The sequence below is a fragment of the Streptosporangium sp. NPDC020072 genome, from assembly GCF_040631445.1.
Taxonomy (GTDB): domain Bacteria; phylum Actinomycetota; class Actinomycetes; order Streptosporangiales; family Streptosporangiaceae; genus Streptosporangium.
Genome location: NZ_JBEYAB010000025.1, coordinates 76,977 through 101,185, shown reverse-complemented (window position 1 = coordinate 101,185; position 24,209 = coordinate 76,977). Strand labels below are relative to the sequence as shown.

General features: G+C 71.8%; 15 protein-coding genes. 6 read left to right on the top strand and 9 right to left on the bottom strand.

Annotation, left to right across the window (positions count from 1 at the left end; translation table 11 throughout):
• Nucleotides 1-4,551, bottom strand: a 4,551-nt coding sequence (locus tag ABZ470_RS40335) for a type I polyketide synthase (protein WP_362918388.1), incomplete at its 3' end; no start/stop codon positions are given.
• Nucleotides 4,552-4,623: 72 nt separating this feature from the next.
• On the bottom strand, nt 4,624-12,369 hold the full coding sequence (locus ABZ470_RS40330; protein WP_362918386.1) for a type I polyketide synthase: 7,746 nt from the start codon (nt 12,367-12,369) through the stop codon (nt 4,624-4,626).
• A gap of 478 nt (nt 12,370-12,847) precedes the next feature.
• On the opposite strand from ABZ470_RS40330, the gene ABZ470_RS40325 reads away from it, so the two are divergent.
• Nucleotides 12,848-14,266, top strand: a complete 1,419-nt coding sequence (locus ABZ470_RS40325) for a carboxyl transferase domain-containing protein (RefSeq protein WP_362918384.1) — start codon at nt 12,848-12,850, stop codon at nt 14,264-14,266.
• A gap of 10 nt (nt 14,267-14,276) precedes the next feature.
• Here the strand turns inward: ABZ470_RS40325 and ABZ470_RS40320 are convergent, their stop codons facing one another.
• From ABZ470_RS40320 to ABZ470_RS40310, 3 genes are all read right to left on the bottom strand, one after another.
• Complete coding sequence (locus tag ABZ470_RS40320) at nt 14,277-14,891, bottom strand: FMN reductase (RefSeq protein WP_362918382.1); 615 nt, start codon at nt 14,889-14,891, stop codon at nt 14,277-14,279.
• A 31-nt stretch (nt 14,892-14,922) separates the two neighbouring features.
• Nucleotides 14,923-16,020, bottom strand: coding sequence for an LLM class flavin-dependent oxidoreductase (locus tag ABZ470_RS40315; protein ID WP_362918380.1), 1,098 nt, complete (start codon nt 16,018-16,020; stop codon nt 14,923-14,925).
• Nucleotides 16,021-16,097: 77 nt separating this feature from the next.
• Complete coding sequence (locus ABZ470_RS40310; RefSeq protein WP_362771932.1) at nt 16,098-16,571, bottom strand: hypothetical protein; 474 nt, start codon at nt 16,569-16,571, stop codon at nt 16,098-16,100.
• 267 nt (nt 16,572-16,838) lie between these two features.
• Between ABZ470_RS40310 and ABZ470_RS40305 the strand changes: the two genes are divergently transcribed.
• From ABZ470_RS40305 to cydB, 3 genes are all read left to right on the top strand, one after another.
• Nucleotides 16,839-17,687 carry a universal stress protein gene (locus ABZ470_RS40305; protein ID WP_362918378.1) on the top strand — a complete coding sequence of 283 codons (849 nt, stop codon included), beginning with the start codon at nt 16,839-16,841 and terminating at the stop codon, nt 17,685-17,687.
• A gap of 100 nt (nt 17,688-17,787) precedes the next feature.
• The gene (locus ABZ470_RS40300) at nt 17,788-19,173 is read left to right on the top strand and encodes a cytochrome ubiquinol oxidase subunit I (protein ID WP_362918376.1); all 1,386 of its coding nucleotides are present in this window, start codon (nt 17,788-17,790) and stop codon (nt 19,171-19,173) included.
• Between the two features lie 13 nt (nt 19,174-19,186).
• The gene (gene cydB / locus ABZ470_RS40295) at nt 19,187-20,170 is read left to right on the top strand and encodes a cytochrome d ubiquinol oxidase subunit II (protein ID WP_362918374.1); all 984 of its coding nucleotides are present in this window, start codon (nt 19,187-19,189) and stop codon (nt 20,168-20,170) included.
• 24 nt (nt 20,171-20,194) lie between these two features.
• Here the strand turns inward: cydB and ABZ470_RS40290 are convergent, their stop codons facing one another.
• Nucleotides 20,195-20,836 (bottom strand): response regulator transcription factor, encoded by a 642-nt coding sequence (locus ABZ470_RS40290; RefSeq protein WP_352015780.1) that lies wholly within the window; start codon nt 20,834-20,836, stop codon nt 20,195-20,197.
• A 188-nt stretch (nt 20,837-21,024) separates the two neighbouring features.
• Complete coding sequence (locus tag ABZ470_RS40285) at nt 21,025-21,507, bottom strand: MarR family transcriptional regulator (RefSeq protein WP_362918372.1); 483 nt, start codon at nt 21,505-21,507, stop codon at nt 21,025-21,027.
• Nucleotides 21,508-21,577: 70 nt separating this feature from the next.
• On the opposite strand from ABZ470_RS40285, the gene ABZ470_RS40280 reads away from it, so the two are divergent.
• Nucleotides 21,578-21,877 (top strand): HGxxPAAW family protein, encoded by a 300-nt coding sequence (locus tag ABZ470_RS40280; RefSeq protein ID WP_362918370.1) that lies wholly within the window; start codon nt 21,578-21,580, stop codon nt 21,875-21,877.
• Nucleotides 21,878-21,890: 13 nt separating this feature from the next.
• Here ABZ470_RS40280 and ABZ470_RS40275 read toward each other — a convergent pair whose 3' ends face one another.
• Nucleotides 21,891-22,886 (bottom strand): siderophore-interacting protein, encoded by a 996-nt coding sequence (locus ABZ470_RS40275; protein ID WP_362918368.1) that lies wholly within the window; start codon nt 22,884-22,886, stop codon nt 21,891-21,893.
• Between the two features lie 152 nt (nt 22,887-23,038).
• Here ABZ470_RS40275 and ABZ470_RS40270 point away from each other — a divergent pair, with 152 nt between their 5' ends.
• Nucleotides 23,039-23,437 (top strand): SRPBCC family protein, encoded by a 399-nt coding sequence (locus ABZ470_RS40270; RefSeq protein ID WP_352015776.1) that lies wholly within the window; start codon nt 23,039-23,041, stop codon nt 23,435-23,437.
• Between the two features lie 268 nt (nt 23,438-23,705).
• Here ABZ470_RS40270 and ABZ470_RS40265 read toward each other — a convergent pair whose 3' ends face one another.
• Nucleotides 23,706-24,038, bottom strand: coding sequence for a hypothetical protein (locus tag ABZ470_RS40265; protein WP_362918366.1), 333 nt, complete (start codon nt 24,036-24,038; stop codon nt 23,706-23,708).
• Between the last annotated feature and the right edge of the window lie 171 nt (nt 24,039-24,209).

Below are 24,209 nucleotides of genomic sequence, written 5' to 3'. Positions count from 1 at the left end.
GATGGTGGGGGGGTTGTGGCGGGTGAGGTCGTGTAGGAGGTGGGCGCCGTCGATTTTGGGGGTGAGGACGGGGTGGAGTCGTTGGGGGGTGAGGGTGGTCAGGGGGGTGTCGTCGGTTACGCCTGCGGTGTGGATGATGGCGGTGAGGGGGTGGTTGGGGGGGATGGTGTTGAGGAGTTGGGTGAGGGCGTGTCGGTCGGTGGTGTCGGTGGTGGTGATGGTGATGTGGGCGCCGAGGGTGGTGAGTTCGGTGTGGAGTTGGGTGGCGCCGGGGGTGTGGGGTCCGCGTCTGCCGGTGAGGATGAGGTGTCGGATGTTGTGGGTGGTGACGAGGTGGCGGGCGATGGTGGTGCCGAGGGTGCCGAGGCCACCGGTGATCAACACCGTCCCCTCAGGATCCCAGCTCCTGGTCCCGTCGCTGGCGGAGACCCGGCTGAGCCGGGGCACGAGGAAGGACCCCGCGCGCACCGCCACCTGAGGCTCGTCCACGGCGACCGCCGTCGCCACCGCGTACGGCAGCGCCGCCCACGAGGCGTCGTCCCCGTCCAGGTCCGCCAGCAGCACACGTCCCGGATGCTCGGTCTGCGCCGAACGCGCCAGCCCCCACACCGGAGCCGCCGTCAGGTCCACGACCTCACCTTCGCCTGCGGCGACGGCGCCGCTGGTCAGGACCAGCAGCCGCCCGTCGTCCCACCGTTCGACCCACTCCCGCAGTACGGCCAGCACCCGTTCCGCGTTGTCGTGCGCCCCGGCCACCGGATCGTCCTGGGCGGAGACCACGAGCACGACGAGGGAGAAAGGCGGCGTCCCGGTCCCAAGGTCCTTGGCGAGCGAGGCGAGGTCGGCGTACGAGGAGACCGTGACCCCCGCCGGAGCGGAGAACGGCCCGCCCAACACCGCCCACCGCTGTTCCCCGTCCGCCAGGGCCTCCGGCGGGAGCGCCTCCCAGCGGACCCGGAAGAGCGCGTCACCGTGGGCCGCCCCCCGAAGGCGGTCGCGCCCGACCGGGCGAACCCGCAGCTCGTCGATCGAGACGACGGGCGCTCCCGTGGCGTCGGCCGCGTGCAGGGTCAACGACCCCGAACCGGAGACCACCGCGCGCACCCGTAGCGTGGTCGCGCCGGAGGCGTGCAGCCGTACGCCGTTCCAGGCGAACGGCAGCCGAGGGTCGTCGTCGAGCCACTCCAACGCGGCGACGTGCAGGGCCGCGTCGAGCAACGCCGGATGCACACCGTACGGCGCCGCGTCATCCCGGGCTCCGTCAGGCAACGTGACCTCGGCGAACAGCTCCTCACCCCGCCGCCACGCCCGCCGCAGCCCCTGGAACACCGGCCCGTACCCCAGACCGGCGCCGGCCAGTCTGTCGTAGGCGTCCTCCACGTCGAGAGGTCGCGCGCCCGGGGGCGGCCACGCCGTGAGATCCACCGTGGGGGCCGCGTTTCCCGACGGGGAGAGAACTCCGTCGGCGTGCCTGGTCCAGTCGCCGGTTCCTCCAGCGGTTCCCCCTGAGGGACGGGAGTAGATCTCGACGGATCGCCGCCCGGACGTCTCCGCCGAGACGGTCGTGATCACCTGGAGGTCGACGGCCGTGCCCTCCGCGAGGACGAGCGGGGCGTGCAGGACGAGTTCCTCGACGCCGTCGTGCCCGGCGTGGTCGGCGGCGTGCAGGGCGAGTTCGACAAGGGCCGTGCCGGGGACGACGACCGTGCCGAAGACCGCGTGGTCGGCCAGCCAGGGGTGGGTGGTCGTGGACAGGGTGCCGGTGTGCACCGTGCCTCCACCGCCGGCCAACCGGACCTCCGCCCCCAGCAGGGGGTGACCGGCCGAGGCGAGACCGAGATCGGCGGGGTCCGCCGCCCTGCGGGGCGCGTCGATCCACAGCCGTTCCCGCTGGAAGGGGTAGGTGGGCAGGTCGACGGTCCTGGGCTGTCCGGTGAGGGTGGCGGCCCAGTCGACGTCCACGCCGCCGACGTACAGGCGCGCCACGGCGGTGAGCGCGGCGGTGTCCTCCGGCCGGTTACGGCGCGACACCGGGATCGCGGTCACGCCCTCGGCACCGAGGGTCTCCTGGACCATCCCGCTGAGCGTCCCGTCCGGGCCGATCTCCAGGAACGTGTCCAACCTCTCGCCCGGTTCGACCCCCTCGTGCAGGCGCCGTACGACGTCGTGGAAGCGGACGGGGTGGCGTAGGTGGTTGGTCCAGTAGGTGGGGTCGGTGTGGGTGAGGGGTTCGCCGGTGTGGTCGGAGATGACGGGCAGGGTCGGGGGGTTGAAGGTCAGGCCGCTGATGGCGTCGCGGAACTCGTCGAGGATCGGGTCGAGGTGGTGGGAGTGGAAGGCGTGGCTGACGGTGAGGTGCTTGGTTTTGCGGCCCAGCCTTGTGAAGTGGTCGGTGAGTTTCCGCACGGCGTCGGGGTCGCCGGTGATGACGGTTGAGGTGGGGGTGTTGAGGGCGGCGATACCGACCCCGGGGTCGAGTAGGGGGGTGATGTCTGTTTCTGGGGCGTTGATGGCGGCCATGGCGCCTGGGGGGAGGTCGTTCATGAGGCGGGCGCGAACCGCGACCAGGTGGACGGCGTCCGCCAGGCTGAGCACGCCGGCGAGGTGGGCGGCGGTGATGCCGCCGATGGAGTGGCCTGCCAGAGCGGTGGGGTGGATGTTCCAGGAGGCCAGGAGGTGGTGGAGGGCGGTGTGGAGGGTGAACAGGGCGGGTTGGGTGTAGAGGGTGTGGTTGAGCAGCTCCTCGTGGGCCGGGTCGAAGATGACATCTCTTAACGGGATGTCGAGGTGGGGGTCGAACAGGGCGGTGACCTGGTCGAAGGCACGAGCGAAGGCGGGGTAGGTCTCATACAGGGTGTGGCCCATGCCGGTGCGTTGGCTGCCCTGCCCGCTGAACAGGAACACCACACCCCGGGCGCCTGTCGCCACGCCCGTCGTCACACCGTTGTCCCGGCCGTTCACGGCGACCGTCCGGACCCCGTCCGTGAGCTCCTGCCGTGACCGCCCCAGGACGACCGCGCGGTGCTCGAAGGTGGTGCGGGTGGTGGCCAGGGAGTGGGAGACGTCCTCGGGGCGCAGCTCGGGGTGAGTTTCCAGGTGGTCGGCCAGGCGGGTGGCCTGGGCCGCCAACGCCTCCGCCGAACGCCCCGAGACGACCAGCGGCACCACCCCGGTGGTCTCCGGTTCCGGCGTGGCCGGTGCGGGGTCCGGGGCTTGTTCGATGATGACGTGGGCGTTGGTGCCGCTGACGCCGAAGGCGGAAACGGCCGCCCGGCGGGGGCGTCCGGTCTGGGGCCAGGGGGTGTTCGCGGTGAGGAGTCGTACGGTTCCTGCGCTCCAGTCCACGTGGGGGGTGGGCTGGTCCACATGCAGGGTCTTGGGCAGGACCTTTTCGCGCAGGGCCTGGACGGTTTTGATGATGCCGGCGACTCCGGCGGCGGCCTGGGCGTGTCCGATGTTGGACTTCAATGACCCGAGCCATAGGGGCTGATCAGCAGGCCGGTCCTTGCCGTAGACCGTGATGAGCGCTTGGGCTTCGATGGGGTCGCCGAGGGTGGTTCCGGTGCCGTGGGCTTCGACGGCGTCGACGTCGGTTGAGGTCAATGCGGCGTCGTGGAGGGCTTGGCGGATGACGCGTTGTTGGGCGGGTCCGTTGGGGGCGGTGAGGCCGTTGGAGGCGCCGTCCTGGTTGATGGCGGTGCCTCGGATGACGGCCAGGATGCGGTGTCCGTTGCGCTGGGCGTCGGAGAGCCGCTCCAGGAGGAGGAGTCCGGCGCCTTCGGCCCAGCCGGTGCCGTCGGCGGTCGAGGAGAAGGCCTTGCACCGGCCGTCGGGCGCCAGCCCCCGCTGCCGGGAGAACTCCACGAACGTACTCGGCGACGACATGACGGTCACCCCGCCCGTCAGCGCCAGATCGGACTCACCCGCGCGTAGGGAACGGACGGCCAGGTGCAGTGCGACCAGGGAGGAGGAGCAGGCGGTGTCCACGGTCACCGCGGGTCCCTCGAAACCGAAGGTGTAGGAGACCCGCCCGGACAGCACGCTCGCCGCGGTGCCGGTGATCAGGTATCCCTCGACCTCCTCGGGGACCCGGCTGAGTGTGCTCGCGTAGTCCTGCCCGTTGGTCCCGGCGAAGATCCCGGTGCGGCTTCCCTTCAACCGGCGGGGGTCGATGCCCGCGCGTTCCAGCGTCTCCCAGGCGAGTTCGAGCAGGAGGCGTTGCTGGGGGTCGCTGGCGAGGGCTTCACGGCGGGAGATGCCGAAGAAGTCGGCGTCGAAGTGGCCGGGGCTGTCCAGGAAGCCGCCGTGGCGGGTGTAGGAGGTGCCGGGCCGGTCGGGGTCGGGGTCGTAGAGTTCGTCGAGGTTCCATCCCCGGTCCGTGGGGAACTCGGTGACGGCGTCCCGGCCGCCTGAGACGAGGTCCCAGAGCTGTTCGGGGGTGTCGGTGCCGCCGGGCAGGCGGCAGGCCATGCCCACGATCGCGATCGGCTCCCGCTGTCCGTCCCGTACGTCGCGCAGCTCTTCACGTGTCTTGTGCAGTTCCTCGGTCACACGCCGGAGGAGATGCCGGATCTGGTCGTCACTCACAGGTCTTGCCTTCCGCACGGGCTGAACAGGGGAGCTTCAGGAGATGCCGAGCTCGTTGCTGATGAAGCTGATGAGCTCGTCGTCGGAGACGGCGGAGAGATCGCCGGAACCGGCCGTCGTTTCCTCGGGACGCGGACCCTCAAGGAGCCGCAGCAGCCTGGAGACGGCGGCCTGCCGGTCCGGCTCAGGGACCGCGCCCTCGGCCAGCAGGTCCTCCAACTCGTCGAGCTTGGCCAACGCCACGGCCGACGGCGGCTCAGGCTCGGGGACCAGGAGGTCGTGCAGATGCTCGATGAGCGCCTCGGGGGTCGGGTGGTCGAACACCAGACTGCTCGGCAGCGCCGTACCGGTCAGCCGGCTGAGGCGGTTGCGCAGCTCGACCGCCGACAGCGAGCTGAACCCCTGGTCGCGGAAGCCGCGATGGTCCTCGACCTCGGACGCCGACTCGTACCCCAGCACGGCGGCGACCTCGCCACGGACGAGCCTGCGAACCGTCTGCCGCCGCTCAGACTCGGGCATCGCGGCCAGTCGGACGGCCAGATCCTCCTCCGGCTCCTGGGCCACGGCGTCGGCCGCGTTCAGCGCGGCCTCGGGAAGCTCACCCAGCAGCGGGTACGGCCTGGCCGAGAGCACCGAGGCCCAGTCGGCACGGCTGACGACAAGTCTGGTCTCCCCGTGCCCGACCGCCTCCTCAAGCGCGGTGACGGCGAGGCCGGGCGCCATCGGCGGGAAGCCGTCACGCACCAGCTGCCTCTTCGCGGCGGGATCGGCGATGCCCTCGCCGTCCCAGTGCCCCCACGCGATCGACGTGGCGGGCAGGCCCGCCGCGCGGCGGTACTCGGCGAAGGCGTCCAGGAAGGCGTTGCCCGGCGCGTAGTTGCCCTGCCCTGCCGACCCGAGCGTGCCGGTGACCGAGGAGAACAGCACGAACGCCGACAGATCCAGCTCCCGGGTCAGCTCGTGCAGGTTCAGCGCGCCCGTGACCTTCACCCGCAGCACCCGGTCCATCCGCTCGGCCGTCAGGGAGCCGACGAGCGAGTCGTCCAGCACGGCCGCGGTGTGGACGACCGCGGTCAGCGGGTGTTCCGCGGGGATCGCGGCGAGTACGGCGGCCAGCGCCTCCCGGTCGGCCACGTCGCAGGCGGCCGCGGTGACCTGGGCGCCGAGGGAGGTCAGCTCGGCCTCCAGCTCGGCGGCCCCGGGCGCGTCGAGCCCCCGGCGCCCGACCAGCAGCAGCCGCCGGGTGCCGTTGGCGGCCAGACGGCGCGCGACATGGCCGCCCAGCGCCCCCGTGCCGCCGGTGATCAGTACGGTTCCCTCCGCCGTCCACGGCACCGGGGCACCACCCCCGGGAAGCGGCGCGGGTACCAGCCGCCGTACGAGGAGGCCGTTCGCGCGGGCCGCGAACTCCGACTCACCGTGCTGCCCGGTCAGGGCGGTGACGGCGTGCGCGGCGGCACGCGGGTCCGGCGTCACGGGCAGGTCGATCAGACCGCCCCACCGCTCGGGCTTCTCCGTGGCCACGACCGGGCCGAGGCCCCACCCGAGCGCCCCGGCCGGACGGCTGACCGGGTCCGAGGGGCCCGTCGAGACCGCCCCGGCGGTCGCCGTCCACAACCGTCCGCCGATCCCCGCCAGGTCGAGGGCCTGGATCAGCGCGACCTCGGCGGCGGCCCCGCTGGGCACCGCCGGATGTCCGGGACACGGGGAGTCGTCCAGGGAGAGCAGGGACAACACCCCGGACGGCGCGGAGGGAAGGTGCTCCAGGGCGTTGGCCAGCGCCGTACCGATGCTCTCGGCGTCGGCCGTACCCGCCTGGACGACCACCGGCGCCACCCGCGTCCCACGCCCGGTGAGAGTGCGGGCGAGCACGTCGGCCCATGCCGCCCCGGCCACCCCGGCCGGTCGGACGAGCAACCAGCTCCCCTCGGTACGGCTCCGCGCCGGGGTCACCGTGTCGAGGGGACGCCACACGACGCGGTGACGCCACGAGTCGACGGTCGAACGGACACCGTCGGCGGCGTGCCAGGACGCCAGGGCGGGCAGAACCGTGCCCAGGGCGTCCCGCACCCGTTCCCCCTCGGTGCCCAGGGCGGAGACCAGGGAGTCGAGATCCCCCCTGCCGACCGTGTCCCAGAAACGGGCGTGCCGTGAGCCGTCACCTCCGGAGGAGACGCCCCGCTCCAGCCAGTGCCTACGTCGCTGGAAGGCGTAGGTGGGCAGGTCGACGGTCCTGGGTTGTCCGGTGAGGGTGGCGGTCCAGTCGACGTCCACGCCATCGACGTGCAGGCGGGCGGCCGCGGTGAGAAGGGTGGTGGATTCCGGCCGGTCACGGCGCAACGTCGTGAAGGCCGGGATGTCGGGTGTCGTCTCGGTGGCGAAGGTGGTGAGGACGGGGTCGGGGCCGAGTTCGAGGAAGAGGTCGGTGGTGGGTGCGGCGGTGGTGAGGGCGTCGTGGAAGCGGACGGGGTGGCGTAGGTGGTTGGTCCAGTAGGTGGGGTCGGTGTGGGTGAGGGGTTCGCCGGTGTGGTCGGAGATGACGGGCAGGGTCGGGGGGTTGAAGGTCAGGCCGCTGATGGCGTCGCGGAACTCGTCGAGGATCGGGTCGAGGTGGTGGGAGTGGAAGGCGTGGCTGACGGTGAGGTGCTTGGTTTTGCGGCCCAGCCTTGTGAAGTGGTCGGTGAGTTTCCGCACGGTGTCTTCGTCGCCGGTGATGACGGTTGAGGTGGGGGTGTTGAGGGCGGCGATGGTGACTGCGGGGTCGAGTAGGGGGGTGATGTCGGTTTCGGGGGCGTTGATGGCGGCCATGGCGCCTGGGGGGAGGTCGTTCATGAGGCGGGCGCGAACCGCGACCAGGTGGGCGGCGTCCGCCAGGCTGAGCACGCCGGCGAGGTGGGCGGCGGTGATGCCGCCGATGGAGTGGCCTGCCAGAGCGGTGGGGTGGATGTTCCAGGAGGCCAGGAGGTGGTGGAGGGCGGTGTGGAGGGTGAACAGGGCGGGTTGGGTGTAGAGGGTGTGGTTGAGCAGCTCCTCATGCGCGGGGTCGAAGATGACATCTCTTAACGGGATGTCGAGGTGGGGGTCGAACAGGGCGGTGACCTGGTCGAAGGCACGAGCGAAGGCGGGGTAGGTGTCATACAGGGTTCGGCCCATGCCGGTGCGTTGGCTGCCCTGGCCGGTGAACAGGAAGGTCACCCGGGGTGTGCCGGTGGCGGGGTGGGAGTCGGTGAGCGCCCGTAGCTTTCCGGCCAGGTCCGCACTCGTGTCGCCGAGGACGACCGCGCGGTGTTCGAACACGCTTCGGGTGGTGACCAGCGAATGTGCCACATCCTCGGGGCGCAGTTCGGGGTGGGTTTCCAGGTGGTCGGCCAGGCGGGTGGCCTGGGCGGTCAGCGCCGCCGTCGAGCGGGCTGACAGGGGGAGTGCGACGGGGGAGTTCCGCTTTTCGTCGCGGGGTTCCGGGGGTGTTTCCGGGGCCTGTTCGATGATGACGTGGGCGTTGGTGCCGCTGATCCCGAACGACGAGACACCCACGCGGCGGGGCCGTCCGTTCCGGGGCAACGGAACGTTCTCGGTCAGCAGCCGGACCCCGCCCCCGGCCCAGTCGACGTGCTCGGACGGCTGGTCGGCGTGCAGCGTCCTGGGCAGGATCCCCTCCCGCAGGGCCTGCACGACCTTGATGACACCGGAGACTCCTGCGGCGGCCTGGGTGTGGCCGATGTTGGACTTCAGCGACCCCAGCCACAGAGGCCGGTCTTCGGGGCGGTCCTTGCCGTAGACCGCGATGAGCGCCTGCGCCTCGATCGGGTCGCCCAGGGTGGTTCCGGTGCCGTGGGCTTCGACGGCGTCGACGTCGGTGGGGGCCAGCGCGGCGTCCCTGAGCGCCTGCCGGATCACCCGCTGCTGCGCGAGGCCGTTGGGGGCGGTGAGGCCGTTGGAGGCGCCGTCCTGGTTGATCGCGGTGCCCCGGATCACGGCCAGCACCCGGTGCCCGTTGCGCCGGGCGTCCGACAGCCGCTCGACCAGCAGGAGGCCGACGCCCTCCGCCCAGCCGGTGCCGTCCGCGGCGCCGGAGAAGGCCTTGCAGCGGCCGTCAGGGGCGAGCCCGCCCTGCCGGGAGAACTCGGTGAACATCCCGGGCGCCGACATGACGGTCACCCCGCCCGCCAGCGCCAGGTCCGACTCCCCGGAACGCAGCGAACGGACCGCCAGGTGCAGCGCGACCAGCGACGACGAGCAGGCGGTGTCCACGGTCACCGCGGGCCCCTCAAGGCCCAGGACGTAGGAGATCCGGCCGGAGGCGACGCTCGCGGTGGTGCCGGTCAGCGCGTACCCCTCGGCCCCCTCTCCGGTCTCGTGCAGGCGCGGGCCGTAGTCCTGTGGCGTCAGCCCGACGAACACTCCGGTGCGGCTGCCCCGCAACGTCTCGGGCACGATGCCGGCGCGTTCGAGGGCCTCCCACGCCGTCTCAAGCAGCAGCCGCTGCTGCGGGTCCATCGCGGCGGCCTCCCTGGGGCCGATGCCGAAGAACTCGGCGTCGAACCGGTCGGCGTCGTGCAGGAAACCGCCCTCCCGGGTGGTCGAGGTGCCGGGCCGTACGCCTTCGGGGTCGTGGAGCGCGTCCACGTCCCAGCCCCGGTTGGCGGGGAAGACACCGATCGCGTCGGTGCCGTCGAGCACCAGTTCCCAGAGGGCCTCGGGGGTGTCGGCGCCGCCCGGCCACCGTCCCGCCATCGAGACCAGCGCGATCGGCTCGTTCTCCTGGCCCCGCCGGTCGTCCTCGGCGGAGGGAACGTCCGCCGTACGGCCCTCGGCCGTCGCCTCCAGATGCCTGGCCAGGGCGAGCGGGGTCGGGTGGTCGTAGGTGACGGTCGTGGGGATCGTCAGGCCGGTCGCCGAGGACAGGCTGTCGCGCAGCTCGACGGCGCCGAGCGAGTCGAGCCCCAGATCCCTGAAGGTACGGCCCGCCTCGACGGCCCCCGGGTCCTCGTGGCCGAGGACTTCCGCGGTGGCCGAGACGACCAGGCCGAGCAGTTCCCGGGCCTGCCCGGACGGCCTGGCGACAGGATCCGGGACAGGTGGCCCGCCGAGCGGCGGCGGCGGTACGGGCTCGGTGGCGTCGATCCAGTGGCGGTCGCGCTGGAAGGCGTAGAGGGGCAGGGGAACGCGGCGCGCGCCGGGACGCAGCGCGGCCGTCCAGTCGACGGGGGCGCCGTGCGTGTACAGGTGGGCGAGCGCCAGCAGGAACCGGTCCAGGCCGCCGTCGTCACGCCGCAGCGTCCCCGTCACCACCCCGTCGGAGGAGCCGGGCGCGGCGCTCTCCAGGATTCGCTCAAGCCCGGTGGACAGGATCGGGTGCGGGCTGACCTCGACGAACACCGTGTGGCCGTCGGCCAGAGCGCCACGTACGGCCCGGTCGAACTCGACCGTCTGCCTGAGGTTGCGGTACCAGTAGTCGGCGTCGAGTGTGGTGGTGTCGAGCGGACCTCCGGTGACGCTGGAGTAGAACGCGACGCCGGTGCCGCGCGCGCCGTACCGGGGGAGGAACTCCAGCAGCCGGTCCCGCACCTCCTCGGCGTGCGCGGAGTGCGAGGCGTAGTCGATCCGCACCCGCCGTACGGGGACGTCCTCGGCCTCGTAGTGGGCGACGAGTTCGTCGAGCGCGTCGGCGTCACCGGAGACCACGGTCGTGTCGGGGCCGTTGACGGCGCCGATGTTCAGCCGTCCCTCCCAGCGGGCGAGCGTGGCGCGGACCCGCTCGACGGGCAGCGGGAGCGAGGCCATCCCGCCCCGCCCGGAGATGGCGGCGAGCGCCTGGCTGCGCAGCACCACGATCGCGGCGGCGTCGTCCAGGGACAGCGCCCCGGTCACGGCGGCGGCGGCGAGTTCCCCCTGCGAGTGGCCGATCACGGCGTCGGGGCGGACGCCGAACGACTCCCACAGCCGGGCCAGCGCGACCATGACCGCGAACAACGCGGGCTGGACGACGTCCACCCGCTCCAGGGAGGGCGCTCCCGGCTTCTGCCACAGCACGTCGGTCAGGGACCAGTCCACGTGTCGTTCGAGGGCCTCGGCGACGGTCCGCAGGTGCCCGGCGAACACCGGGGAGGACTCGGCCAGCCGCCTGCCCATGCCCGCCCACTGCCCGCCCTGGCCGGGGAAGACGAACACGGTTCCGCCGAGTTCACGGGCCGTGCCCCGCACGGAGCCCCTGACCGGCTCGCCCGCGCCGAACGCCCTGAGCCGCTCGCGCAGCTCCCCGCCCTCGGTCCCCACGAACACCGCCCGGTGGCCGAACGCCGTCCGGGTGGTGGCCAGTGAGAACGCGACGTCCGGCACGTCCCCGTCGAGCGCGGGGGAGGCGGCCAGCCTCGCGGCCTGCGCGCGCAGCGCGGCGGGCGTCCCGGCGGACAGGATCAGCGGTACGGCGACGGCCTCCGCGGCCGGTCCCGTGGTGACCTCCTCCCGGGTGCCGGAGGGCGCCTCGCCCAGGACGACGTGGCAGTTCACGCCGCCGACCCCGAAGGAGCTGACCCCCGCCACAAGCGGGGCGTCGGGGCGGGGCCAGGGCCGTGCCGTACCGGAGGCGACCCGCAGGTTCAGCGCCTCGAAGTCGATCAGCGGGCTGGGGGTCTCGAAGTTGAGGCTGGGCGGCACCTCCCGGTTGCGGATGCTCAGCACGGCCTTCAGCAGCCCGGCGATGCCCGCGGCCCCCTCCAGGTGGCCGATGTTCGTCTTGACCGAGCCGACGAGCAGCGGCTGCCCGGCGGGGCGGCCGGCGCCGAGGGCCGCCCCGAGCGCGGCGGCCTCTACGGGGTCGCCGACCCTGGTTCCGGTGCCGTGCAGCTCGACCACCTGTACGGCGGAGCCCTCGATCCCGGCCCTGCCCAGCGCCAGGCGTACGACCTCCTCCTGGGCCGTGGCGTCGGGCACGGTCAGGGCGCTGGTCGCGCCGTCGTTGTTGACCGCGCTGCCCAGGATGACGGCGTGCACCTCGTCCCCGTCCGCCAGCGCCTGGTCGAGCGGCTTGAGCACGACCAGGCCGCCGCCCTCCCCGCGCGCGTAGCCGTTGGCGCGCGCGTCGAAGGTGAAGCAGCGTCCGTCGGGGGACAGGCCGCCGAACCGGTCGGCGGTCACCGTGCTCTCCGGCACGAGGTTGAGGTTGACGCCGCCCGCCAGCGCGACGGCCGACTCCCCCGAACGCAGGCTCTCGCAGGCCAGGTGCACCGCGACCAGCGCCGACGACTGGGCGGTGTCGACCGTCAGGCTCGGGCCGCGCAACCCGAGGAAGTAGGACACGCGGTTGGCGAGGATTCCCCTGGTCAGCCCGGCGAGGGTGTGCCGGGTCACCGCGCTCGCACCGTTCCGGTAAACCAGCGTCGCGTAGTCGGAGGCCATCGCGCCGAGGAACACCCCCGAGGCCGTCCCCGCCAGCGTGGCGGGCGGCAGCCCGGCGTCCTCCAGCGCCTCCCAGGCCAGTTCGAGGACGAGCCGCTGCTGGGGGTCCATTGTCGCGGCCTCACGGGGGGAGACGCCGAAGAACCCGGCGTCGAACAGGTCGACGCGGTCGAGGAAACCACCCCGCAGCCCCGCGATCCCGGGGTCGGCCCGCAGCCGGCCCTCGGACGGCTCACCGGTCGCGTCGTGTCCCGACCGCAGCAGCTCCCACAGGTCCGCCGGGTTCGGCGCGCCGGGCAGTCTGCAGGCGAGCCCGATGACCGCGATCGCCTCCCCGCCGTTCCGCTCCCGCCGCGTGCTCTTCTCCGGCTTATTTCCTGCCATTGTGAAAACCCGCCTCTTGTCGTGCCTTCTTCGATCCGTTCGCGCTCCGGATATCGACTTCCGGGAATTGTGGCGCGGGTGGTGGCCGCCCAGCGGACGTCGCAATTAAAAGGCGCGTCGGCAAGAATTCGGTGAGATCGCACAGCCGTGGGGGAAAGGATTCTCCCCGTTCGGTCTCTTCCGGCGGGCGGCGGTGTTACGTGGGCGGAACCCGGTGGGACTCAGCGACAGGCCCGGTCGGCCCGCCGTACGTCCCGGCACGGATGGTCGGTCGCGGTTATTTCCCTGTTCACGCTACGAAGGTCGCACGCATTTCCCTACAAAGTCAAGCGGGATTGAGGGTTTTTTGGGCCTCTGACCTGCCATAAGGCTTCCTTTGTCGTTACTCATTAAGAATCGTGATTGGACGTTCCCGTGATGCCGCGCCTAGCGTGCCAATAAGCATCGGCGGTTAAAAGAGAAGACACGGGAGCGCTTCATGACGGTTGTCGCGGCGGCACCGGGGGAGATCGGCCGCGATTCCAGGCACCCGGGGGACAGGCTCGCCCGGCTGCTCGACCCGGGATCGGTCACCCCGCTGCACCCGGAGGACCGCAGCGGCGTGCTCGCGGTCAGGGGGCTGGCCGGCGGGCATCCGGTGGTCGCGTTCTGCACGGACGCCACGGTCATGGGAGGGGCCCTGGGCATCGCCGGGGCACGGCACATCGTGGCGGCGGTCGACGAGGCCGTACGGCTGCGCGTCCCGATCATCGGCCTGTGGCACTGCGGGGGAGCGAGACTGGGCGACGGGGTCGAGTCGCTGCACGGCGCGGGGCTGGTCTTCGCCGCCAATACCCGCGCCTCGGGGCTGGTGCCGCAGATCTCCGTGGTCCTCGGCCCGGCGGCGGGGGCGGCGGCCTACGGGCCCGCGCTCACCGACGTGATCGTCATGTCCGAGCAGGGCCGAGTCTTCGTGACCGGCCCCGACGTGGTCCGCAGCGTGACCGGTGAGGACATCGACATGGAGCGGCTCGGCGGCGCCGACGCCCACGGCCGCCGCTCGGGGGTGGTGCACGTGGTCGCCGCCGGGGAGGAGGACGCCCTCCTGCGCGCCCGGCGGATCGCGCTCGTCCTCGGTGTCCAGGGAGACTACGACCTCGACGACCTGGACGAGGGCCGCGACCCCGCGGCGCTGCTGCCCCCCTCTCCCCGGCAGGCCTACGACGTCCGGCCGCTGGTGCGCGTCCTGCTGGACGAGGGCGAGCGGTTCGAGGAGTTCCAGCCCCGCTGGGCGCCGAACGTCGTCGTCGGGCTCGGCCGTCTCGCCGGGCGCTCCGTCGGTGTGGTGGCCAACAACCCGCTGCGCAAGGGCGGCTGCCTGGACGCCCTTTCCGCGGAGAAGGCCGCCAGGTTCGTGAGGATGTGCGACGCACTGGGGGTTCCGCTGGTCGTGCTGGCCGACGTCCCCGGTTACCTGCCGGGCGTCGCCCAGGAGTGGGACGGGGTGGTCAGGCGCGGGGCCAAGCTTCTGCACGCCTTCGCCGAGGCCCGGGTCCCCCGGGTGACGGTCGTCCTGCGCAAGTCGTACGGCGGCGCCTACATCGCGATGAACTCCCGCGCGCTCGGCGCGACCCGGGTCTTCGCCTGGCCGGACGCCGAGGTCGCGGTCATGGGCGCGGAGGCCGCCGTCGGGGTCCTGCACCGCAGGCGGCTGGCGGCGGCGCCGCAGGAGGAACGCGCGGAGCTGCGGGCCAGGCTCGTGGAGGAGCACGAGCGGGACGCGGGCGGTGTGCGCAGGGCGATCGACCTCGGCGTGGTGGACGAGGTGATCGACCCGCGCACGACCCGCCGCCGCGTCGCCGAGGCGCTGGCCGGGGCTCCGGGGGAGCGCGGCCACCACGGCAACATCCCGCTGTGAGGGCCTCCCGTCACAGGCGCAGGGCCGCCAGCCGCTCCTCGAACGGCACCGCCTCCCCGGCGCCGGTCGTCGCCTGCCCGTGCCGCATCAGGCCCGCCAGTTCCCCGGCCGCCCTCGTGACACGGGTGGCCAGATCCTCCCCCTGCGAGCCCGCGCTCGTGCCCCAGTCCTCCGAGGCCGCGTAGACGGCCGTCGGCGCGACGACCGCGCGCAGGTAGGCGAACATCGGGCGCAGGGCGTGCTCAAGGGCCAGGGAGTGCCGTGCCGTACCTCCGGTCGCCCCGACGAGCACCGGCTTGCCCGCGAGCGCGGTGTGGTCGATCACGTCGAAGAACGACTTGAAGAGCCCGCTGTAGGAGGCCGTGAAGATCGGCGTCACGGCGATGACGCCGCCCGCCCCGGTCACGGCCTCGATCGCCTCGTCCAGCGCGGGGGACGGGAAGCCGGTGACCATGTTGTTGGCGATGTCCCTCGCCAGGTCGCGCAGCTCGATCACGCGCACCTCGACCTGGCGCTCCGGTTCGAGGTGCTTCCTGGTCGCCTCGGTCAGCCGGTCGGCCAGCAGGCGCGTCGAGGACGGCTTGCCGAGACCCGCCGAGACGGCGACGAGCTTCAGGGCTGTCAACGTTCTCTCCTTCTCGTGTTCCGTACGGCTTCTATCGGGCCTCGGCGGTGTCGCGCTCCCGCTCCGCGGCGACGAGGGCGGCGTGGGTCGGGCCGTCGGGCACCCCTTCGGGCCGTCCGGCGGCGAACTCCCTGCGCAGCACGGGCACGACCTCCTCGCCCAGGATGTCGAGCTGCTCCAGCACGGTCTTCAGCGGCAGGCCCGCGTGGTCCATCAGGAACAGCTGGCGCTGGTAGTCGCCGAAGCTCTCCCTGAAGGTCAGGGTCCTGTCGATGACCTCCTGCGGGCTGCCGACCGTGAGCGGGGTCTGCTCGGTGAACTCCTCAAGTGAGGGGCCGTGGCCGTACACGGGCGCGTTGTCGAAGTAGGGCCGGAACTCGCGCACCGCGTCCTGGGAGTTGCGGCGCATGAACACCTGGCCGCCGAGCCCGACGATCGCCTGCTCCGGGGTGCCGTGCCCGTAGTGGGCGAAGCGCTCCCGGTACAGCTCGACCAGGCGCTGGAAGTGTTCACGAGGCCAGAAGATGTTGTTGGCGAAGAAGCCGTCGCCGTAGTAGGCGGCCTGCTCGGCGATCTCGGGGCTGCGGATCGAGCCGTGCCAGACGAACGGCGGCACGCCGTCCAGCGGCCTGGGCGTCGCGGTGAAGGACTGCAGCGGGGTGCGGAAGCGGCCCTGCCAGTCCACGACGTCCTCGTGCCACAGCCGGTGCAGCAGCGCGTAGTTCTCGATGGCCAGCGGGATGCCCTGGCGGATGTCCTTGCCGAACCACGGGTAGACCGGGCCGGTGTTGCCCCGGCCGAGCATCAGGTCGACCCGCCCGTCCGCCAGGTGCTGCAGCGTCGCGAAGTCCTCGGCGATCTTGACCGGGTCGTTCGTGGTGATCAGCGTCGTGGCCGTGGAGAGGATGAGCCTGTCGGTCCTGGCGGCGATGTAACCGAGCAGGGTCGTCGGCGACGACGGCACGAAGGGCGGGTTGTGGTGTTCTCCGGTCGCGAAGACGTCCAGCCCGACCTCCTCGGCCTTGAGCGCGATGGCGACCGTGGCCTTGATCCGCTCGTGCTCGGTGGGCGTCCTGCCCGTGGTCGGGTCGGTCGTGACGTCTCCGACGGTGAAGATTCCGAACTGCATGATCCTCGCCGCCCTCCCTCTTGGTTGAAGTTTCAACTACGGGAACAGGGTGCGGTTCCCGGCTATTCCCGTCCTCGTCAGCGCCTTCCCCTTCGGCGGCCAGGGCGGGTGAGCCGGTCGTAGACCACGGCCGTCGTCAGCCCGTAGGCGAGATGCGGCAGGAGGTCGGAAACCCACGAGGCCGCGTCCCAGCGCCGCGGGTCGGTCACCCCGGCCGCCGCGAGAGGGATGTCGCTCGCGGCCATCGCGGCCAGTGACAACCCGAGCGCGGCCAGCGGCAGCGCCGGGCGCCGTCCGCCGGGGAGCAGGCCGTACAGCACGCCGACCCCGAGACCGGCGGTGTAGCCCAGCAGCGCTCCCAGGCCCGTACGCCTGCTGTCGCCCTCCTCGCCGTGCCCCAGGTCGATCCCGGCCCGTCCCGCCAGCTCGTCCGCGGCCTCGGCCGGGACGTCGCTCGCGGGACGGCCGCGCACGACCATGTCCAGGTAGCCGACGGTGTCCAGGGCGGTGATGCCCGCCGCGGCGGCGGTGACTCCGGCTGTGAGATTCATGCGCGTCCCCCGAATCCGTGTGCGCGGGCCCCCGGTCTCCACGGTTCGTCTCCCCGCGGAAACCCCGGCGGGCGATCCCCTGAATATGCCCAGCCGGGGCGGGCCGTACCCGCCGTATCGGTCGTGCCCGCAGTGTCCTCCACGGGCGCCCGGATGGTTCGTCCCGCCCAGGAAGGGGACACAGGTCCCGGCCGAAGGGGACCTTCGGCCGGTGAGTCCCGGGGCGGGACGGTGATCGGATGAGGACAGACGTGACAGGAGGCCGGGATGACGGCACATGTGGTGGTGGGGACCGACGGTTCACCCTCGGCGGAGGCCGCGGTCGGGTGGGCGGCAGAGGACGCGGTACGGCGCGGCGGCGCGCTGCGGATCGTCCACGTGCGCGAGGACTGGCGGCGCGGGACCCCGAGGGAGCTTGAGGAGTCCCTGACGGAGGAGGCGAGGGGAGTGCTGGAGACCGCCGCGAGCCTCGCGCGCGGGCGCGCCCCCGGCGTCGACGTCACCACCTCCCTTGAGACGGGCAGGCCCGTCGAGGTCCTGCGGCGGGAGGCGGAGGACGCCGAGCAGATCGTGATCGGCAGCCGGGGCCGGGGCGGGTTCGCCGGGCTGCTGCTCGGCTCCGTCTCACTCTCGCTGGCCGGGCACGTGGCGGTCCCCGTCGTGGTCGTCAGGGGCGAGGAACACGGAGGGCACGGCGGAGTCGTCGTCGGGTTCGACGGCTCGCCCGAGTCCGAGGCCGCACTGGAGTACGCCTTCGGGGAGGCCGCCCGCCGCGGCGCCGGGCTGCGTGCCCTGCACGCCTGGCAGCTGCCCGTCATGGCGGTCGGCTCCGTCGCCTACACACCGCTGATCGAGGACATCTCCGGCACCGAGGAACGGCTCGCCACCGAGATCCTGGCGCCGTGGCGGGAGCGGCACCCGGAGGTCGAGGTCGAGCAGACGGTGCTGTTCGAGCACCCCGTGTTCGCCCTCGGCGAGGCCTCCAAGGCCGCCGACCTGGTGGTCGTCGGGTCACGGGGGCTGGGCGGGTTCGGCTCGGCCGTACTGGGATCGGTCAGCCACGGGGTCCTGCACCACGCCTCCTGCCCGGTGGCCGTGGTACGGGCCAAGGCCTGAGGGGTAATGGTCAGAACATAAGTCCTTTTAAGGGAGGCCCGCAGTTCCGCGGCGGGTCTCCCGGGTCCCGGGACGGCATCTGTGAGACGGAGCACCACCCATGGACGTCTTGGACCTGTCGCGCTGGCAGTTCGGGATAACGACGGTCTACCACTTCTTCTTCGTCCCGCTGACGATCGGCCTGTCCGCCGTCGTGGCCGGTCTGCAGACGGCGTGGTACCGCACGAGGAAGCCCGCCTACCTGCGGCTGACGAAGTTCTTCGGGAAGCTCTTCCTGATCAACTTCGCGATGGGGGTGGTGACCGGCATCGTGCAGGAGTTCCAGTTCGGAATGAACTGGAGTGACTACTCCCGTTTCGTCGGTGACGTGTTCGGCGCCCCGCTGGCGATGGAGGGCCTGATCGCCTTCTTTCTCGAATCCACCTTCCTGGGCCTGTGGATCTTCGGATGGGACAGGCTGTCCCCCGGACTGCACCTGGCGACGATCTGGGCGGCGGCGATTGGCACCACCATTTCCGGATATTTCATCCTTGCTGCGAATTCGTGGATGCAGCACCCGGTCGGCTTCAGGCTCAACCCGAAGTCCGGCCGCGCCGAACTCGTCGACATCTGGGCGGTGCTCACCAACTCCACGAACCTGATCACCTTTCCACACGTCATCTTCGGCGCGTTCGTCTCGGCCGGGATGTTCGTCGTCGGGGTGAGCGCCTGGCAGCTCCTCAAGAAGAGGCACGTGGACCTGTTCCGCCCCGCCGCCCGCCTCGGGATGGTCGTCACCCTGGCCGCGGCGCTGGGCGTCGTGATCAGCGGCCACCTGCAGGCGCAGATCATGACCAGGCAGCAGCCGATGAAGATGGCCGCGGCCGAGGCGCTGTGGGACGACGAGACCTCCGCGGGCTTCTCGATCTTCGCCGTCGGCGACGTCCGCAACGGCCGGAACCACATCAACATCCAGATCCCGTACGGCCTGAGCCTGCTGGCGACCGACACCCTGCACGGACGGGTCGAGGGCATCAACGACATCCAGGCCCGCTACCAGCTGAAGTACGGCCCCGGTGACTACCGGCCCATCATCGGCCTCACCTACTGGTCCTTCCGTCTGATGATCGGGTTCGGCGTGCTGGCCGCCCTGGTCGCGCTGGCCGGTCTGTGGCTCATCAGAGGGAACCGGCTGCCCAGGAGCCGCTGGCCGTACTGGGCCGCGGTCTGGGGGATCGGCCTGCCGCTGCTCGCCAACTCGCTGGGGTGGATCTTCACGGAGATGGGCCGCCAGCCGTGGACCGTCTTCGGGCGGATGCGCACCGCCGACTCGGTCTCACCCGGTGTCGGCGTCACCGAGGCCGCGATCACCCTCAGCGGGTTCACCCTGCTCTACGGGGTGCTCGCGGTGATCGAGGTCGCGCTGCTGATGAAGTTCGTCCGGCGCGGCCCGGAGGACGAACCGGAACCGGAGAGCACGGGCGAGGCGCCCGTCCTGTCCTACTGACCAAGGAACGTTCATGGAGCTCACGACCGTCTGGTTCCTGCTCATCGCCCTGTTGTGGACCGGTTACTTCGTCCTGGAGGGCTTTGACTTCGGGGTCGGTGTCCTGCTGCCGGTCCTCGGTGTGGATGACGACGACCGCAGGTCGATCCTGGCCACGATCGGGCCGGTCTGGGACGGCAACGAGGTCTGGCTGATCGTCGCGGGAGGCGCGACCTTCGCCGCCTTCCCCGAGTGGTACGCCACCCTGTTCTCCGGCTTCTACCTGCCGCTCTTCCTCATCCTGGTCGCGCTGATCCTGCGTGGCGTGGCCATCGAGTACCGCGGCAAGAGCGACAGCCCGCGGAGCTGGGACCGGGCCATGTTCCTCGGCTCCCTGCTGCCGGCCTTCCTGTGGGGCGTGGCGTTCGCCAACGTCGTCAGGGGCGTCCCGCTGGACGCCGACCACGAGTACACCGGTTCGCTGCTCACCCTGCTCAACCCGTACGCCCTGCTGGGCGGCCTGGCGACGCTCACCCTGTTCACCCTGCACGGCGCCGTGTTCCTGACCCTGCGCACCGGCGGCGACCTACGGGCCCGCTCGGCCGCCCTGGCCGGGAGACTGGCCGTCGGCGCGCTCCTGGTGGGCGGCGCCTTCCTGCTGGCCACCCAGCTCACCGTGGGCAAGGCCGCCACCTGGGTCACCGTCGCGGTGGCCGCCGCGGCGATCGCGGGCGCGCTCCTGGCGACGCTGCGCGGCCGGGACGGCTGGGCGTTCACGGCCAGCGCGGTGGCGATCATCGCGGTCACCGTCACGCTGTTCGGCAGCCTGTGGCCCAACGTGATGCCCGCGCTCGACCCGGCCAACAGCCTGAACGTGCGCGACGCGGCCTCGACGCCCTACACGCTGACGGTGATGACCTGGGTCGCGGTGATCTTCACCCCACTCGTCCTGTTCTACCAGGGGTGGACCTACTGGGTCTTCCGCCGCCGGGTCACCGGCGCCCGCGTGGGGGCGTGAGGCCAGGAGAGCGCGGGAGCGCTCTCACCGGTCGCGGTCCGTCTTCATCCGCGCCGCCAGCGCGGCCACCTGGGTACGGCGCTGCATGTTGAGCTTGGACAGCAGGTTGGACACGTAGTTCTTCACCGTCTTCTCGGCCAGGAACATCCGCTCGCCGATCTGCCGGTTCGTCAGGCCCTCGCCGATCAGCTCCAGGATGTGGCGCTCCTGCTCCGACAGCGCCTCGACCGGGTCCTTGCGGGTCGCCTGGTCGCGCAGCCGGGCGAGCATGCTGGCGGTGGTCTGCGGGTCGAGCAGCGACTGGCCGGAGGCCACCGTCCGTACCGCGCCGATCAGGTCGGAGCCGTGGATCTGCTTGAGCACGTATCCGGACGCCCCCGCCATCACCGCCGTGAACAGGGCGTCGTCGTCGGCGAAGGAGGTCAGCATCAGGCAGGCCACCCCCGGCGTCGCCGAGCGGACCTCCCGGCACACGTCGATGCCGCTGCCGTCGGGGAGCCGCACGTCCAGCACCGCGACGTCCGGCCGCAACGCCGGGATGCGGGCGATCGCCGACTCCGCGGTTCCCGCCTCCCCGACGACCTCGATGTCGTCCTCGGACTCCAGCAGGGCCGCGACGCCCCGCCGTACCACCTCGTGATCGTCCACGAGAAACACGCGAATCATGCTCCGAAGCTAGTCGCTTGTGGCCGTGCGGGGTAGGGGCCTTGGTCCCCGATGACCTCCTCAAGGCCCTCGCGGCTCAGGCCGGGCGGGAGGTTCCCCTGGTCGGTGGTCCTCGACGACGGCCGTGACACGGGGCCGCCGGTGCGAAGGGCATGCCGGGGTCTTCCGAGGCCTCCGGGGTCACGGGCTCAGGGGGACGGCTCCCGTCCGATCTCCTCAAGGGAGGTCCGCATGAGGGCCGTAGCGCGGGTGAACCAGTCGGCCAGTACGCCGATCTCGTCGGGCGTGTAGTCGGCGAACAGGTCGGAGAGCCGCCGGTAGAAGGGCTCGTAGACGGCGGCGACACGGGCGGCGGCCGAGGTGTCGGCGACGACCAGCACCCGGCGCCGGTCGGCGGGATCGGCCTGCCTGCGGGCGTATCCGGCCTGTTCGAGGCGGTTCAGCACGCCGGTGACGGCACCGGTGGTGAGGCCGGCCCGCTCGGCCAGCTCGCCCGCGCTGATCGGCTGTCGCCCGGTCCCCATGATGTGGCCCAGGCAGGTCAGGTCCGTCGTGTTCAGCCCGAGACGCTGGGCGATGTGCTGCTGGCCGACGAGGCTGAGCGCGATGAGGCCGTCCATCCCGGCCAGGGCCCGCTCCGCCGTCGCCTCGGGCCGCGGCTTGCCCTCCACAGGCATTCTCCTTAGCATCTAAGATAATTATTACGTGAGATAAGTATTCTACGTTCGCCGAGGAGAGGCAATGAGCGGTGTGCACGGTGACGTCGATCTGGGACACACCGTCGCGGGATGGACCGGATGTGTCATCGGCCTGGCCGGCTTCTCCGCGGTGGGCCTGGCCATGTGCGCCGGATGGGCGCCCGGCCTCTGGCTCGGCGCCGGAGTGATCCTCTGCGCCGGCCTGGTCACCTGGGCGTTGCACCTGGCGGGCTGGGGCAAGCCGAGCGGCCCCCGGCCCGCCGGGCGGCGGGACTGGCGGGTGAAGGACCCCATGACCGGCCATCGCGACTGTCTCGCGTGCCGGTTGGCGGGGAGGGCCTGATCGGGACCGGCGCTCAGACGGACTCGGCGCGGCCCGCCCGCCAGTAGCCCATGAAGGCGACAGAGCGCCGGTCGAGGCCGCGCTCGGCGACCAGGTGGCGGCGGAGCGTCCTGATCACAGCCGCCTCACCGGCCAGCCACGCGTACACCGAACCGGCCTCCCGCCCCTCCGGCGGCACCTCCCACAGGATCTCGCTGTCCACGTCGACCTCGGGAAGACCCTGCGGGGCGGCCGGTCGGCCAGGGGTGGGCAGCAGCCGGTCGGCGGCGGCCCGTACGGCGGGCACCAGCAGGTCGCCGTGCCCGGCGCCGTCGCGCGGCAGCCATGTGACGGCCACCCCCTCCGGCGCGTCGAGGTCGAGGACGTCCGCCGCGCACGGCACCTCGAGCAGGACCTCGCCGCGCCGGTCGCGGGGCAGGCGTTCGAGGATCGAGGCGACGGCGGGAACGGCGGTCTCGTCACCGGCCAGCAGTATCGGCCCGTCCCCCTCGGGCAGGCGGAACTCTATCCCCGTCGGCTCGCCCCCGTGCCGGGCGTCCGGCCCGAGCAGCACGGCCTCGTCGCCGGGCCGTACGGCACGGGCCCAGCGGGCGACGGGGCCGGGGGCGCAGGTCGGGGTGAGCCTCCCGGTTCCATGCGTGGCCTCGCGCGCGGCTGCGTGCGCCGTCGCGTGCGCGGCCTCATGCATGACGATGTCGAGGTCGACCTCGCGGAGGCCGTGCCGTACGGCTCTGACGGTGTAGGTGCGGAAGGGGTTGCGCAGTCCGGCGGGCAGGGCGCGCCAGCGGGCGTACCAGTCGGAGCCGGTCGGCAGATGGGTGAAGCGTTGCTCTCCACGGGCCTTCTCGCGAGGCCCTTCGTGGGGGAGGACGAGTTTGATGCGCTGGTCGAACCCGTTGTCCGCGAACAGGTCGAGGTCGTCGCCGGTGAAGGTGACCCGCAGGAAGGAGGGGCTGAGCCGTCGCAGCCCGCTCACCTGTACGTGGAAGAAGCGGAACGGGTCGATCATCGGCTGTGCCTTCCTCTGCGTGTGCCGCCGGAGACGGTCCCGGGGCGAAACAAAGGTAAGGCTAACCTACTCTCTTTTCGGGTGCGGTTGGGCGGTTAGAACCCGACATTCGGGACACGGATCAGGTGTCGGCAGAGAGGAAGGTGAACACGATGAGTGAGCATGAGCGCTCCCGCAGGATCTCCGCCTCCGCGGAACAGGTCTTCGACCGGGCGAGCGACCTGGACAGTATCGACCGCTGGCTGCCCAGGGACCTGCACGTACGGCCGGACGACCTGCCCGCCGTCACGGTGCACGAGGACGAGACGGGGCGCGACGCCCGAGGCCTGTTCCAGGCGGAGCGTGACCAGCTCCGGATGGAGTGGGGCACCCGCGACGACGACAGCTACGCGGGCTGGCTGCAGGTGGCCGGCATCTCCCCTCAGGAGAGCGAGGTGACCGTACACCTGTCGTTCTTCGAGGAGGAGCACCCGCCACCCGGCGAGTACGTCGAGCGCGCGCTCGACGAGAGCCTGGCCAGGCTCGCCGAGCAGGTACGGCAGCCGGCCTGAGAGCGGGTCGCCGGAGGCTGTGACGCCAGGTGACGCCAGGTGACGCCAGGTGACGCCAGGGTGACGCCGGGACCCGTCCCGGCGTCGCGGCCCTTCCATCCTTTGGCGGGGTGCGAAACGGCCGAACGGAAACCGGCGAGTCGCGTAGGTCGCCTTGCGGAACAGGTGAATGAGGGTTCCGGGCCCACGCCAGGCCGGTCATCGCCCGGCGGCCCGGCGTCCAGCACGGCGGCAGGATGCGCGGCAGGCCCGCGCGGGGAGGCCATGGCTAGCAGGTCACGGTGCGGTCATAGGAGCCCAGGTTCCAGCGGAAGGTAAGAGCCTGGCCGTTTTTCAGGGAGTGGCAGGAGTCGTCGGGGCCATTGTCGATGGTGATCCTCACCTTCATCGTTCTGCCACAGCCGTTTGCGACCCGGGCCACTTTGATGTTCTCGTGCACCTCCCGGCCGACGCAGGCCGGTGCCGTACCTCCGGCGGCAGCTGCGGACGCCGGAGTGATCCGCTCCCGGGCGGCGGTCGCGTTCGCCTGAACAGCGGCGACGCCGGTCACCAGCGCCGCCGTGGACAAGGCGATTCCGATCTTGCGATTAGGCCGAAACATGAGAGCCCCCTTTTCTCGCCGGCGCGGAGAATCGCAAGGAGGTAATTCCACGGCCCGCGCTTTCCCCGTCTGGCACGTTGAACGTCCGGGGCAATTCACTCATGTTCCGCGCTGATGCGTCATTGGCTGCGGGCGCACCGGTCTATGCGCAGGGCGCACTGTCGCCTTCCG

What these genes read in the sequence shown, in the direction of transcription:
- ABZ470_RS40330 (WP_362918386.1), bottom strand. Translation starts at nt 12,369, where the DNA reads ATGGCAGGAAATAAGCCGGAGAAGAGCACGCGGCGGGAGCGGAACGGC.
- ABZ470_RS40325 (WP_362918384.1), top strand. Translation starts at nt 12,848, where the DNA reads ATGACGGTTGTCGCGGCGGCACCGGGGGAGATCGGCCGCGATTCCAGG.
- ABZ470_RS40315 (WP_362918380.1), bottom strand. Translation starts at nt 16,020, where the DNA reads ATGCAGTTCGGAATCTTCACCGTCGGAGACGTCACGACCGACCCGACC.
- ABZ470_RS40310 (WP_362771932.1), bottom strand. Translation starts at nt 16,571, where the DNA reads ATGAATCTCACAGCCGGAGTCACCGCCGCCGCGGCGGGCATCACCGCC.
- ABZ470_RS40305 (WP_362918378.1), top strand. Translation starts at nt 16,839, where the DNA reads ATGACGGCACATGTGGTGGTGGGGACCGACGGTTCACCCTCGGCGGAG.
- ABZ470_RS40300 (WP_362918376.1), top strand. Translation starts at nt 17,788, where the DNA reads ATGGACGTCTTGGACCTGTCGCGCTGGCAGTTCGGGATAACGACGGTC.
- cydB (WP_362918374.1), top strand. Translation starts at nt 19,187, where the DNA reads ATGGAGCTCACGACCGTCTGGTTCCTGCTCATCGCCCTGTTGTGGACC.
- ABZ470_RS40290 (WP_352015780.1), bottom strand. Translation starts at nt 20,836, where the DNA reads ATGATTCGCGTGTTTCTCGTGGACGATCACGAGGTGGTACGGCGGGGC.
- ABZ470_RS40280 (WP_362918370.1), top strand. Translation starts at nt 21,578, where the DNA reads ATGAGCGGTGTGCACGGTGACGTCGATCTGGGACACACCGTCGCGGGA.
- ABZ470_RS40275 (WP_362918368.1), bottom strand. Translation starts at nt 22,886, where the DNA reads ATGATCGACCCGTTCCGCTTCTTCCACGTACAGGTGAGCGGGCTGCGA.
- ABZ470_RS40270 (WP_352015776.1), top strand. Translation starts at nt 23,039, where the DNA reads ATGAGTGAGCATGAGCGCTCCCGCAGGATCTCCGCCTCCGCGGAACAG.
- ABZ470_RS40265 (WP_362918366.1), bottom strand. Translation starts at nt 24,038, where the DNA reads ATGTTTCGGCCTAATCGCAAGATCGGAATCGCCTTGTCCACGGCGGCG.